The sequence below is a fragment of the Pseudidiomarina sp. genome (assembly GCF_048267825.1).
Classification (GTDB): Bacteria; Pseudomonadota; Gammaproteobacteria; order Enterobacterales; family Alteromonadaceae; genus Pseudidiomarina.
This window is the reverse complement of the sequence record NZ_JBLWWR010000004.1, coordinates 145,321-157,945: the sequence shown is the minus strand read 5'-3', so window position 1 is coordinate 157,945 and position 12,625 is coordinate 145,321. Positions and strand designations below refer to the sequence as shown.

11 protein-coding genes are annotated in these 12,625 nt (G+C 47.9%); 9 read left to right on the top strand and 2 right to left on the bottom strand.

Annotation, left to right across the window (positions count from 1 at the left end; all coding sequences use genetic code 11):
• Positions 1 to 100: 100 nt before the first annotated feature.
• Positions 101 to 1,318, top strand: a complete 1,218-nt coding sequence (locus ACN0UN_RS05680; RefSeq protein ID WP_417659127.1) for an ectonucleotide pyrophosphatase/phosphodiesterase — start codon at positions 101 to 103, stop codon at positions 1,316 to 1,318.
• Here the strand turns inward: ACN0UN_RS05680 and ACN0UN_RS05675 are convergent.
• The gene (locus tag ACN0UN_RS05675) at positions 1,286 to 1,849 is read right to left on the bottom strand and encodes a GNAT family N-acetyltransferase (protein WP_417659126.1); all 564 of its coding nucleotides are present in this window, start codon (positions 1,847 to 1,849) and stop codon (positions 1,286 to 1,288) included. The two genes, ACN0UN_RS05680 and ACN0UN_RS05675, sit on opposite strands and share 33 nt — an antisense overlap.
• Positions 1,850 to 2,005: 156 nt before the next feature.
• Here ACN0UN_RS05675 and ACN0UN_RS05670 point away from each other — a divergent pair, with 156 nt between their 5' ends.
• Complete coding sequence (locus ACN0UN_RS05670; protein WP_417659125.1) at positions 2,006 to 3,061, top strand: GGDEF domain-containing protein; 1,056 nt, start codon at positions 2,006 to 2,008, stop codon at positions 3,059 to 3,061.
• Here ACN0UN_RS05670 and upp read toward each other — a convergent pair.
• The gene (gene upp / locus ACN0UN_RS05665) at positions 3,058 to 3,687 is read right to left on the bottom strand and encodes a uracil phosphoribosyltransferase (protein ID WP_417659124.1); all 630 of its coding nucleotides are present in this window, start codon (positions 3,685 to 3,687) and stop codon (positions 3,058 to 3,060) included. The genes ACN0UN_RS05670 and upp overlap by 4 nt on opposite strands.
• A 170-nt stretch (positions 3,688 to 3,857) precedes the next feature.
• Here upp and ACN0UN_RS05660 point away from each other — a divergent pair, with 170 nt between their 5' ends.
• The 7 genes from ACN0UN_RS05660 to ACN0UN_RS05630 all read left to right on the top strand — a co-directional run bounded on the left by ACN0UN_RS05660 (position 3,858) and on the right by ACN0UN_RS05630 (position 12,623).
• A complete protein-coding gene (locus ACN0UN_RS05660) occupies positions 3,858 to 4,631 on the top strand; it encodes a nuclease-related domain-containing protein (protein WP_417659123.1) in 774 nt (257 codons plus the stop codon).
• 144 nt (positions 4,632 to 4,775) lie between these two features.
• Entirely contained in the window at positions 4,776 to 6,998 is a 2,223-nt protein-coding gene (gene katG, locus ACN0UN_RS05655) for a catalase/peroxidase HPI (protein WP_417659122.1), read from the top strand.
• 220 nt (positions 6,999 to 7,218) lie between these two features.
• Positions 7,219 to 7,665 (top strand): DoxX family protein, encoded by a 447-nt coding sequence (locus ACN0UN_RS05650; RefSeq protein WP_417659121.1) that lies wholly within the window; start codon positions 7,219 to 7,221, stop codon positions 7,663 to 7,665.
• Positions 7,666 to 7,683: 18 nt separating this feature from the next.
• Positions 7,684 to 8,559, top strand: coding sequence for a LysR family transcriptional regulator (locus ACN0UN_RS05645; RefSeq protein ID WP_417659120.1), 876 nt, complete (start codon positions 7,684 to 7,686; stop codon positions 8,557 to 8,559).
• 80 nt (positions 8,560 to 8,639) lie between these two features.
• Positions 8,640 to 10,796 carry a TonB-dependent siderophore receptor gene (locus tag ACN0UN_RS05640; protein ID WP_417659119.1) on the top strand — a complete coding sequence of 719 codons (2,157 nt, stop codon included), beginning with the start codon at positions 8,640 to 8,642 and terminating at the stop codon, positions 10,794 to 10,796.
• Positions 10,797 to 10,809: 13 nt separating this feature from the next.
• Positions 10,810 to 11,916, top strand: a complete 1,107-nt coding sequence (locus tag ACN0UN_RS05635; protein ID WP_417659118.1) for a PepSY-associated TM helix domain-containing protein — start codon at positions 10,810 to 10,812, stop codon at positions 11,914 to 11,916.
• Positions 11,917 to 12,005: 89 nt separating this feature from the next.
• Positions 12,006 to 12,623 (top strand): glutathione S-transferase family protein, encoded by a 618-nt coding sequence (locus ACN0UN_RS05630; RefSeq protein ID WP_417659117.1) that lies wholly within the window; start codon positions 12,006 to 12,008, stop codon positions 12,621 to 12,623.
• Positions 12,624 to 12,625: the final 2 nt, after the last annotated feature.

Sequence of the window (12,625 nt, the reverse complement as noted above, 5' to 3'; positions counted from 1 at the left end):
GGGTGCAGTTCCAGAACTGCCCCCCCCCTTCTTATTCCATCAAAATGTCATAATGTTGTGATATTCTAGCCCGCACTTAAAATAGCCCGGTACGAATATCATGATGCGGTTTTTGGCACTGACAACTTTCTTTCTTCTCAGCTTTCAAGCTCAAGCCGAGCAAACTGTTGTATTAATCTCAATCGATGGTTTTCGCCATGACTATATTGAGTTGCATGGTGCGCCTAATATCGAACGTATTGCGAGTCAAGGCGTGCGTAGCGAAGGCCTGATACCCGTGTATCCGTCGAAAACCTTCCCAAACCATTTATCGATTGTGACCGGCCAATATCCTGTTAATCATGGTATCGTCGACAATAACTTCTACGACACCGAGCGCAAGCAGCGCTATAAAATGGGCGACGGTGTTAAAGACAGCACATGGCTGACCACCTTACCGATTTGGAATTTAGCTGAGTTTCAAGGCGTAAAAGCGGCAACATTTTTCTGGCCTGAGTCAGAAGCTCGAATCAACGGGCGCACGCCAAGTTATTATTTTAATTACAGCACGCCAGCACCAAATCAACAGCGCATTGACCAAATGGTTCAGTGGTTAAAGCTGCCCGAACCGGTCAGGCCGCGACTCGTTACCGGATACTTCTCAATCGTCGATACTATGGGGCATCGATTTGGCCCAGACTCCCATCAGGTTGAGAAGGCCGTAAAGCATGTCGATAAGCTAATCGGCGAATTTTGGCAGCGCATTCAAAACGAAGTTGATGTGCCGGTAAACCTTATTTTGGTTTCTGATCACGGCATGGTGGACATCAAAGCCGATGCGATGATTGATGTTTCAGCATTTCCGATAGACGAGTCACTATTTGAAACTGTGAACGCGCAAACGCGCTTCATGATTTACGCAAATGAAGAAACGACACAGCAACAAATTGATGACTTGAGAAACCAGCTCGGGGCAATGGCTGACGGTCGTTACTTCATCGAAACCGAAACCAGTTTAACGCAACTTGGTGTGACAGATGGGCCGCGAACGGCAGCAATTATTCTGGGCACGCAGGCTCCAGCGTCGTTTACTTCACGCGCAGTTGAACAACGTCGTGACGGTGGCGCCCACGGTTTTCATTCAAGCCGTGACATGGACGGCTTGTTCATCGCCGCGGGGCCAGCAATTAAGCACCAGGCTAATATCAGCCGCTTCAGTAACATCCATATCTATCCGTTTATGGTAGAGTTGCTTGGACTTGAGCTGATGACGCCTATTGATGGTGATGCTGAGGTTCTCGCACCCCTAATCAGTTCTCAGCTCACGCATAAAAATTAAGTCGCGCTGCGGGTCGGTGCCAAGTGGAAACACATGCGACCCTACTTCGCGAAAGCCAATTTTTTTGTAAAACGCGATAGCCCGTGGGTTATGTTCCCAAACGCCTAGCCAAACCACATCGTTGCCGCGCTTTGCAAATACATCAAAGGCGGCAGCCATCAAGTCTTGGGCGATGCCCTTGCCATGCCAATCACGGTCAACATAAAGGCGCTGAAGTTCTCCTGCGGATTTCGCCGGCACACAGTCGGGGGTATTCCCCCAGCGCACTTGAACGAAACCGATTAAATGCCCCTCATGCGTAGCCAGCAGGGTGAGCCGGCTGGGGTCAGTAATCTCGTCACGTTGCAGAGCTTCACTGTATGTTGCGTCACAATGCTGGCGCATGTTTTCTTCGGAGTTGTCGGCTGCAAAGGTGTCAATAAACGTCTGCTTGGCCAGCACTGATAAATTCAAAGCGTCATCTTCTGTCGCAGTGCGGATGTGTGCAACAGAGTTACGGGGTGGTAGTTTCACTTGAGTGGCATCGTTCATTCGGCGTGCTTTCCTGTATATGCGTAGTACAAATTGGAATGTCATCAGAACTTTATGTAATCACGCTTTTAGACTTTAGGCTAGTGCCTGACCAAAGCTAATTCCAATTGTTAAAAAACCAAGATAAAATGTAAAAAAATTAGGCGATTGCTAACTATGAAGTATTGGCGAAAGTACCACCCCGAAATTGATGCAGCAGACCCGCGTTACAACCAAGTTTCGCTTATTTATAGCGTGCTGCTTATCATGGTGGCTTACTTTGGCATCATTGGGATACTGAATGTCACCTTATTCGATGCTGCTGACATTGCTTTCTACGATTTTATCGGCCTTGCACTGGCTGGAACTATTTACCTTTTCGTAAGCCGTGGCGGTAACTTTCAGGTCGCCAGCTGGGCCGTTATGGCCACCTTAATCATTATTCTTTTCGCTTTTGTGCACCTCGCGGAAGGCCGCAACTATTCGCTGTTATGGGCAACGATGCTGCCACCCATTGCTTTTTTCTTGTTGGGCCGAAGTGGCGGTAGCTGGATTAGTGGGTTGGTGTTTCTCTATTTCAGTTGGTACTTGTACCAACTGTTAAATCAAGGAGTTACAGCAAACCTCTCATTGGGTGCGCTATTTAACTTTGTTGAAGTCGCAACGGCACAGATATTCTTATTTCGCTTCTATGAGCGCTCTCGTCAAGAAGCTTATGAACAGTTGCAAAAAACATCGATTACAGACCCATTAACGGGCGTGTTTAATCGTTTGTATTTAGACAATACGCTTGAGAAGGTGCTGTCGTTAGCGAGCCGCAACAAGCAGCCGGTTTCGGTATTGTTGATTGATGTGGACCATTTCAAGCGCATTAATGATGAGCACGGCCACTTAGTTGGTGACGTGGTTTTGGTTGCGCTGTGCAACATATTAAGAGAGGCAACCCGCGAATACGATTCGGTTGGGCGTTGGGGCGGCGAGGAATTTTTAGTGATTTGCCCGAATACCGACGAAGTACAAGCTAAAGCCTTGGGTGAACGTATTATTGAACAGGTACGCGAAAAGGCCATAAGCGGCGGCATTCACGTAACGGTAAGTATCGGCGCGGCAACGTTCAGTCGAGTTGATGAAAAATCGATTGAACGCTTATTACAGGTTGCGGACAACAACATGTATAAAGCTAAAGCGGCAGGCCGCAACCAAGTGGTTAGCACTGCGTTGGTGACCGCTTAACGGGTACCAAAAATCTTGTCACCGGCATCACCAAGCCCCGGAATAATATAACCGTGCTCGTTCAAGTGAGCGTCCAATGAAGCAGCATAAATGTGGATATCTGGGTGCGCTTCCAGCACTTTATCCACACCTTCGGGGGCTGCAACCAAAACCAACACACGAATGTGTTTGCAACCGCGCTGCTTAAGCATGTTAAGGGTGGCAACCATTGTGCCGCCTGTGGCCAGCATGGGATCAATAACCAACGCCATGCGCTGATCAATGTCACTGACAAATTTCTGGAAATATGGAACCGGCTCGAGCGTTTCTTCATTGCGGTAAAGCCCAACAACACTAACTTTTGCGCTTGGCATCAAACTCAACACGCCGTCGAGCATGCCAATCCCAGCTCGCAGAATGGGTACAACAGTCACTTTTTTGCCTTTTAGCTTCTGCACTTCAACCGTATCACCGCTCCAGCTAGTAATTGCAGCAGGTTCCAAGGCAAAATCGCTGGTGGCCTCATAGGTGAGTAAGCTGCCGAGCTCATTCGCCAGTTCGCGAAAGCTTTTGGTCGAAATTCCGGCTTCGCGCATTAAGCCAAGTTTGTGCTGAACAAGTGGGTGTTTGATTATATGTAGCGGCATAGTGGGGCTCGTTGGTCGTTATTAGTTAATCGTTAATCGTTAAGATTGTAGCTGCATTTGGGTTTTGCGTCTTTGTTGCAGGCCATGTTTCTAAACACCATGATTAGACAAGTTAGAATATTCGGAGTATTAAATAGGTGTTCACCCGCTTGAATTGCTAGGGATTAGCTATGACAAAAAAATATAAATCAGTATCGCCTCTAAAAAGTAAACCCTTGCGAAACCCTGGCGAATCTCTCGATCACAAGATAATCGACATGCTCGATAAGTCGGTGATTCACGTATTAATAATCACCGTGATTGTTACGACAATCACGCAAGCGTGGATAGCTTGGTATCATCAGGAAATAGCTGATCCGCTAATACTTTCAATAGTACTCTCACCGGTTATTTTGTTTTCACTGGTGCGTATTTTTTTCTCAATCCGCGAGTCAAAACGCATAAAGCTGGGGCGTGATGGTGAAAAAGTGGTGGGTCAATTCCTTGAGCGCTTACGCCTTGATGGCGCTCAAGTATTTCACGACATTGAAGGTGAAAATTTTAATCTTGATCACGTGGTCATTCATCGTTCTGGGGTTTTTGTGATTGAAACAAAAACCATGTCAAAACCCGAAAAAGGCAAGTCCGTTTTGTTTTACAATGGCAAACAGATTTTACGCGGTGGCAAACCGATACAGAGTGATGCCGTGACGCAAGTTAAGGCAGCCAGCTCATGGTTGCATAACCTACTGTATGAAAGCACCGGTAAGCGTTTTGCGATAAAAGGTATTGTTGTGTTCCCGGGTTGGTATGTAAAAACAACGGAACTTGGCAAGTCAGCGGAAGTTTCGGTTTTAAACCCTCGCGTATTGCCGAATTATATTGGCAAGGGCAGACAGCAGTTGCGTGAAGATGAATTGCATATGTGTGCGTACCATTTGAGTCGCTATATTCGAACGAAGTAACAGAAGTATTCATGAATTACGCGGAAAAATAGAAAATTCGATTATTCTAATCGAATCTTCCCGCTATGGGTTCCCTCGCAGAATCGGTTATTTCTACTATAGTCAAAACGACTTACAGAAAGTCCTTTTCCGGAGGAAACATCAATGTTTAAGCAATCCATTCCAGTGCTATCTGCGGCAGCGATAGCCGTAACCATGGCGTTTTCGTCAGGCGCAATCGCGCAGCAGAATGACGCCAAATCAAATATGTTCTGGTGGCCAGATCAACTTGATCTCTCGCCTTTGCGCGACCACGACGTAAGTTCGAACCCGATGGGTCAAGACTTTGATTATGCTGAAGCGCTTCAAAAAGTCGATATTGAAGCGGTTAAAAAAGATATCGAAGCGCTGATGACCAGCTCGCAAGATTGGTGGCCGGCAGACTATGGGCACTACGGTCCATTCTTTATTCGTATGGCTTGGCACGGTGCTGGTACCTACCGAATTCATGATGGTCGTGGCGGCGCAGGCGGTGGTCAGCAACGTTTTGAGCCACTGAATAGCTGGCCAGACAACGTAAGCTTGGACAAAGCCCGCCGACTACTTTGGCCGATTAAACAAAAATACGGCAACAACTTATCTTGGGCCGACTTAATGGTTCTTACCGGTAACGTTGCGCTTGAGTCGATGGGTTTCAAAACCTATGGCTTTGCTGGCGGCCGTGAAGATGACTGGGAACCCGACACAGTATATTGGGGCCCAGAGAAAAAATGGCTAGCGGATGAACGCTACAGTGGCGATCGCGAACTTGAGCGTCCGCTTGCGGCAGTGCAGATGGGTTTGATTTACGTGAACCCAGAAGGCCCGAACGGTAATCCTGACCCGTTGCTGGCAGCAAAAGACATTCGCGATACCTTCGGTCGTATGGCTATGAACGATGAAGAAACCGTGGCATTGATTGCCGGTGGTCACACCTTCGGTAAAGCACACGGTGCGCACAAGCCAGACGACTGCCTGGGTGAAGCCCCTGCCGGTGCAGCAATTGAAGAACAAGGTTTAGGTTGGAAAAACAAGTGTGGCAAAGGTCACTCAGAAGACACCATCACTTCAGGCCTTGAAGGTGCTTGGTCAGTGAGCCCTACCGAATGGACCATGCAATATTTTGACAACTTGTTTGGTTTTGAATGGGAACAAACACGTAGCCCAGCAGGTGCAATTCAGTGGATTCCAAAAGACGGTCAAGCGTCGAACTTGGTTCCTGACGCGCACGTTCCTGGCAAACGCCACGCGCCAATCATGTTCACCACGGACTTGTCGCTGAAGTTTGATCCTGAATACCGCAAAATCTCGAAACGTTTCCACGAAAATCCGGAAGAGTTCGAGTTAGCGTTTGCGAAAGCGTGGTTTAAATTGACCCACCGTGACATGGGGCCTCGTGCTCGTTACGTTGTGGATACCTCACCAGCTGAGCCATTAATCTGGCAAGACCCGATTCCAAAAGTTGATTACGATTTAGTGAACGACCGTGATGTTGCCAATCTGAAGAAGAAAATTTTAGATTCAGGTTTGTCAGTGTCTGAATTGGTTCGCACTGCGTGGGCATCGGCAGCAAGTTTCCGTGGTACGGATATGCGCGGCGGTGCAAATGGTGCACGTATTGCATTAGCACCACAAAAAAATTGGGCGGTGAACAATCCAGAACAGCTAAAGAAAACCTTAGCCACGCTGGAAAAAGTTCAGAAAGACTTCAACCGTTCACTGCCACGCGGCAAGCGCGTGTCATTGGCTGATGTGATCGTATTAGGCGGCTCAGCGGCCATTGAGAAAGCAGCGAAAGACGCAGGCTACACAGTAACGGTTCCATTTGCGGCAGGTCGTAACGACACAACGCAAGAATGGACGGACGACTCGTTTGATGTGTTAGAGCCAAACGCTGATGGCTTCCGTAACTACTACACGCAAGACGTGAAAATGTCGCCGGCAGAAGCGTTGGTTGAACGTGCTGACCTGCTTACTCTTACTGTGCCAGAAATGACCGCGTTGGTAGGTGGTATGCGCGCCCTTGACGCAAACTACGGTGGTGCAGACCACGGTGTATTCACGAAGCGCCCGGGTCAGTTAACCAACGACTTCTTCGTGAACTTGTTAGACATGGGCACCGAGTGGACACCAGCGGAAGACCAAGCGGGAGTGTATGAAGGCCGTGACCGCAGTTCAGGTGATTTGAAATGGACTGCAACACCTGTTGATTTGATCTTTGGTTCAAATTCAGAGTTGCGCGCTATTGCTGAATTCTATGCACAAAGTGATTCGGACGAACGCTTCGTTCAAGACTTCGTGGATGCATGGGTGAAAGTAATGCGTCTTGACCGCTTTGATTTGAAATAATTCAAATGTCGCTGAAAAGGGAGCCGCTGGCTCCCTTTTTTATGCCTGTCGCAACGATTAATCGGAACGCATAAAGTATAAAGAATGCTTTTAATTCTAAAAAATCGGGTCTAATATCTATTTTTATCCATTTTTATAAAATAAAAAGCTCGACTATAGTATCTCCAACGACATATTGCAGTGGTCGTTGTGACCCTTAAGTTATTTTGGAGATGACAACATGAAAGAATTATTGAAAAAACTAACCACAACAGATGCAGGAATCGGCGCATTAGTTCTTCGTATTCCCGTCGGTATTATTTTTATCGCTCACGGTGCACAAAAATTATTTGGCTGGTTTGGCGGTTATGGTCTCGAAGGCACGGGCGGTTGGATGGAGAGTATTGGATTAGCTCCGGGCGTGTTGATGGCATTTTTAGCCGGTGCGGCTGAATTCTTCGGTGGCATTGCACTGATTATTGGGCTACTTGTTCGTCCAGCCGGAGCAGTATTGAGTATTGCGATGCTGGTGGCGATTTTTGCTGTCCATATCGGTAATGGTTTGTTTATGAGCAACAATGGTTATGAATTCGGCCTATCGCTGCTTGCCGTGAGCGCTGCCCTGATGTTTATGGGTGCTGGTAAAGCATCTGTTGATGCTTGGCTGCAACAAAAACTCACACAATAGAAATACGGAGATTCAAGCATGGCGCGTTCTACCATTGAACAATGGCGTATGTTCAAGGCAGTGGCAGATTTTGGCGGCTTCCAACAAGCGGCTGATCACGTTCATAAAAGCCAATCAACGGTGCACCATGCAGTGAATAAATTAGAGGAGCAGTTGGGGGTTCCACTCATTGAAGTACATGGGCGCAAAACCTCGGTAACCCATGCAGGACACCAACTGCTCCGCCGCATTAATTACTTATTAGCAGAAACTGAACGGCTCGAAAATGTGGCCCAAAATCTCAAGCAAGGGGTTGAGTCAAAACTCGCCATAGCGGTGGATGAAGCCTTTCCGAAGGATGTGCTTTACCAAGCTCTTGCTGAAGTTTCAAACGAGTTTCCGCTTGTTCACCTTGAAGTGATTGAAACGATTCTGACCGGTGCCAATGAATTACTCAATAAGGGTATGGCCGAGATTGCCTTGTCGCCATTTACACTGGCCAATGAGCTCAGTGAAGATCTCTGCCAACTTGAGTTTATAGCGGTATGCGGTGCAGAACATCCGTTGGCGCAGAAAAAGAAAGTTACCCCCGATGACCTAAAGCAACACCGACAAGTGGTGCTTCGCGATTCGGGTTTAGAAAAGAAAACTGATATTGGGTGGCTGGGTTCTGATCAGCGTTGGACTGTCAGCCATTTATCGACATCAATAGAATTGATTCAGAAGAATTTGGGCTTCGCGTTTTTGCCGCGACGCGCTATTGCAGATGCCCTGCAGTATGGTTTGTTGGTGCCCATTCAACTGACTCGCGGTGGCACGCGCACCACCAGCTTCTATTTAAATTTCCGCGATGCCGAAGCACTTGGGCCTGTAGCGCGCAGTTTCATTGGCCACGTGAGGTATTTAACTACATAAATAAAGTTATTGCGAATCATTCGCATTTACATTAGGATCACCCCCATAATCTGTTTAATTCAATTCACAGGGGTATGGACGTGATCAAACTTTCCGCAGTAACTTCCGCTTTAATTTTAGCTGGCATGCCAGTTGCCTACGCGGCAGCGGCTGAACCACAAACCACCGAAGCAATCGAGCGCCTTGAAATTCGAGGTGAACAACAAAGTGGGTACCTTGCCAACGATCAGCAGTCGGCTAGCAAGCTTGATATCAGCGTAAAAGAAACCCCTCAAACGGTTACTGTGATTACTCAGGAAAAAATCCGCGATTTTGCCTTGAACGATCTCAACACAATTCTTGAAAACTCTGCCACGATTAATGTTGAGCAAGTAGAAACCGACCGCACGTACTATACGTCACGAGGTTTTGAGCTTAATAACTTTCAGGTTGATGGTCTTGGTTTGCCACTCATCAACAGCAATACCCATGGGCGGGTGGATTCGGCACTGTACGAGCGCGTTGAGGTGGTGCATGGTGCCAACGGGATTATGACAGGCGTGGGAAGTCCATCAGCGACTGTCAACTTGGTACGCAAGCGGCCCACGTCTGAAACCAAAGGTACCCTAACGGCTAGCTTAAGTTCGTGGTCTGGAAAACGTGTTGAAGGCGATTTTTCAGGTGCGTTAACTGACTCATTGCGCGCGCGCATCGTGGTCGTGGCAGATAACCGCGAATCCTATCTTGATCGTTATGAAAATACCTCAAATGTTTTCTACGGTGTAGTGGACTACGCACCGTCAGCAGACACCTTAATTACCCTTGGGCACAGTGAGCATCGAAGTGATACCGACGGCAACATGTGGGGTGCGCTAACGCTACATTACGGCGACGGCACACCCACTGATTTCGATAGTTCCGTGAATATTGCCGCTGATTGGTCACGTTGGAATGTGAAAGAAAGCCGCAGCTTTGTCGACATTGAGTCGGCCCTAACCGATACATGGACGTTGCGCATGGCATACAACCGTGTGCGCACTGACGAAGATAGCCTGCTGTTCTACACCTACTTACCTGATCCAGCTACCGGCCTTGACCCTGAAACGGGGCTGGGGTTACTGGGTTACGGCAGTGAATATGATTTAGACGATAAACAGGACATGTTTGATGCATATGTTAGCGGCAGTTTTGACCTTGGCGGTTACCAGCATGAGTTGGTGATAGGTGCAAATTACGCACGTTTAGATTACATCGATACTTCGCTGTACGATTTCCATACCGGTAATGGCTTCCCAGCGATGCCAGCACTCGAAGACTGGAACGGCAACACGCCACTTCCCGAGTTCACTGACGGTTTGGCGGGCAGTGTGATTGATAACACGCAAAAAGCCCTTTATGCACAAACCCGCTTAAGCTTAAGCCAAGATACCAAACTTTTGTTAGGTGGGCGCTTTAACGAATTCACCACCGAAGGTGTCGGGTATGGTGTTGATCAGTCGCGCGATGATGCTGAATTTATTCCTTATGTGGGCCTAACTCACAATCTGAGTGATGCCACCACCGTGTATGCGTCGTACACCGAAACGTTCCAATCACAAAACCTACGTGATCGTGACTTTAATCGTCTGCCGCCACTTACCGGTGAAAGCGCTGAGGTAGGTGTGAAAATGGAACTGTTTAATGGTGGCGCACTGCTTTCAGCGGCTTACTTTGATGTGACGCAAAAGAACCTCGCTGTTGGTGATGGCACAGTGACCAATCCAAATACCAACGCACCGGAATCAGTTTATCGCGCCGCCGATGGGGTAACGAGCAAAGGCTTTGAGGTGGAGTTGTCGGGCGAAATTGCGCCTGGCTTGCAAGGCAGTATTGCCGCCTCATCATTTGAACTGGACGGCGATGCAACTGTTGAAGGCTATACGCCAGAAAATCTATTCCGTGCAGCGCTAACCTATCGCCCAGCTTTCGCTGAGCAATTAAAACTTGGTGCGAGTTTCCAATGGCAAGACACCATTGCGCGCACTCAGGGAACCGTTGGAGAGAGCTACAGCAACGCGGGCGAAACCATTGTCACCACACAAGGCGCCTATGGTCGCTTAAACCTGATGGCGGCTTATCAAATCACCAACGCAGTGAGCGTGACTTTGAACGCCAACAACGTTACCGACAAGAAGTACATCAACAGCTTGTTGTGGCCAACCCAAGGGTATTACGGTGCGCCAGCCAATTACTCAGCCACATTGAACTGGACATTTTAAGGTTTAACCAACAATGCGAAAGACTCTCCATAAATGGCATGGTTGGGCGGGGATCATTTGTATGGTCCCCTTTCTTGTTATTTGCCTTACCGGCAGCATTTTAGTGTTCAAAAAGGAAATCGATGCCTGGCTGTTACCTGATATCGCAGCATTGCCGGTAACAGACCAACCGCGATTGTCACTCACGGAGTTGACGGCTCGGATCAATCAACAGCTTCCGAACTTCGAAATTGGCAGTTGGGAAATATTTCCGGTGGGGCACGATGAAGCCGACCGAGTATTTGTGATCAAAGAAGGTACGGATACTTGGCACAAGGTACATCTAAACCCCCAAACCGGTGACTTGCTCAGTCAGCCAACAGAGACCGGGCATTATTTAACCGACTGGCTGGTGGAGTTGCATTACACACTACTGTTGAACGACTTAAACAATCTGCCAGAGCATATGGGCCTGATTATTGGCTTAATATTGTCATTGTTTTTGCTGTTTATGGGCGTGTCCGGGCTGATTATGTATCGGCGCTTTTGGGCGCGGCTGTTTACCTTGCGCTGGAACCAACGACTGCTGGCGGTATTTAGTGATTTACACAAAATGGTGGGTACCTTTGCATCACCTGTTCTGTTGATTCTGGCGATTACCGGTGGCTATTACAACATTCTGATTTTCTACGAAGAGTGGATAGAGCACGCAGATGGTGCTGAACATCACATTATGAGTGAACGCTTGTATAACGATAATGTGAATATTGATGCATTGGTTACGGACAGCCAGCAGCGTATTGAAGGCTTCAAGGCGACATTTTTGTTGTTCCCGTACGAACCGGAGTTGCCGTTTACGGTATTCGGGCGTGCGCCTACTGCCAATCCGCTGCTGAGTAATTACGGCAGTGTGTCGAACTACCACGCGCAAACCGGAGACTACTTAAGTACATATAATTTAAATGACCAAGGCATCGGCGCTAAAACGCTTGATAGCTTCCGTCGTTTGCACTTTGGTACGTTTGGCGGGTTACCCATTAAAGTGCTCTGGAGTGTTGTCGGTTTGACGCCGTTATTGCTGGCGATTACCGGCACCTATGTGTGGTGGCAACGCCGCAAAAAACGCCTGCGCAGAAAGTAAATACTCTATGCTATTTATTGACTTGCGTTAGCTGAAAAGTTGTTTCATTGTGTGTTCTGTCACTTGTATAGAACACACAGGAAGCTCCAATGAAAATCTACCAAACAGCAACTGCTCCCAACCCGCGCCGCGTGCGTATGTTTTTGGCCGAAAAAGGCTTGCTTGATAACGTTGAGTTTATTGAAGTTGATATCGCAAAAGGTGAAAACTTAACCCCTGAATTTGTTGCCATGAACCCCATGAAAAAAGTGCCCGTTGCCGTATTGGACGACGGCACCAGCTTGGCGGAAACCATGGCGATTTGCCGCTATGTGGAAGAAGCACACCCAGACACCCCCAAATTACTTGGCGAATCGCCCAAGCAAAAAGCATTGATTGAGCAGTGGTTACGTTGGGTTGATTTTTATTTGATGGTGCCGGTCGGTATGTGTTTCCAGCACACCTCAGGGTACTTTAAAGATCGCATGAATTGCTTCCCGGACTACGGCCAAGACTGCTTTTCTGCTGCAGAAAAGTTCTTAGCATTTTTGAATGATCATCTAAAAGATAAAACCTACATCACGGGTGATAGTTTCAGCGCCGCCGACATTAATGCGTTTGCCACAGTGGGATTCGCACGGGTTGTGAAGCTACGTATTGGTGCTGATCAAGTGCATCTGCAAGCTTGGTTTGACCGTATGAACCAACGCGCGTCAGCGAAGGTATAGTC

Excerpts from the sequence above, each read along its gene's own strand:
- ACN0UN_RS05630 (WP_417659117.1), top strand. The coding sequence starts at position 12,006 with ATGAAAATCTACCAAACAGCAACTGCTCCCAACCCGCGCCGCGTGCGT.
- katG (WP_417659122.1), top strand. The coding sequence starts at position 4,776 with ATGTTTAAGCAATCCATTCCAGTGCTATCTGCGGCAGCGATAGCCGTA.
- ACN0UN_RS05650 (WP_417659121.1), top strand. The coding sequence starts at position 7,219 with ATGAAAGAATTATTGAAAAAACTAACCACAACAGATGCAGGAATCGGC.
- ACN0UN_RS05680 (WP_417659127.1), top strand. The coding sequence starts at position 101 with ATGATGCGGTTTTTGGCACTGACAACTTTCTTTCTTCTCAGCTTTCAA.
- ACN0UN_RS05675 (WP_417659126.1), bottom strand. The coding sequence starts at position 1,849 with ATGAACGATGCCACTCAAGTGAAACTACCACCCCGTAACTCTGTTGCA.
- upp (WP_417659124.1), bottom strand. The coding sequence starts at position 3,687 with ATGCCGCTACATATAATCAAACACCCACTTGTTCAGCACAAACTTGGC.
- ACN0UN_RS05635 (WP_417659118.1), top strand. The coding sequence starts at position 10,810 with ATGCGAAAGACTCTCCATAAATGGCATGGTTGGGCGGGGATCATTTGT.
- ACN0UN_RS05645 (WP_417659120.1), top strand. The coding sequence starts at position 7,684 with ATGGCGCGTTCTACCATTGAACAATGGCGTATGTTCAAGGCAGTGGCA.
- ACN0UN_RS05660 (WP_417659123.1), top strand. The coding sequence starts at position 3,858 with ATGACAAAAAAATATAAATCAGTATCGCCTCTAAAAAGTAAACCCTTG.
- ACN0UN_RS05670 (WP_417659125.1), top strand. The coding sequence starts at position 2,006 with ATGAAGTATTGGCGAAAGTACCACCCCGAAATTGATGCAGCAGACCCG.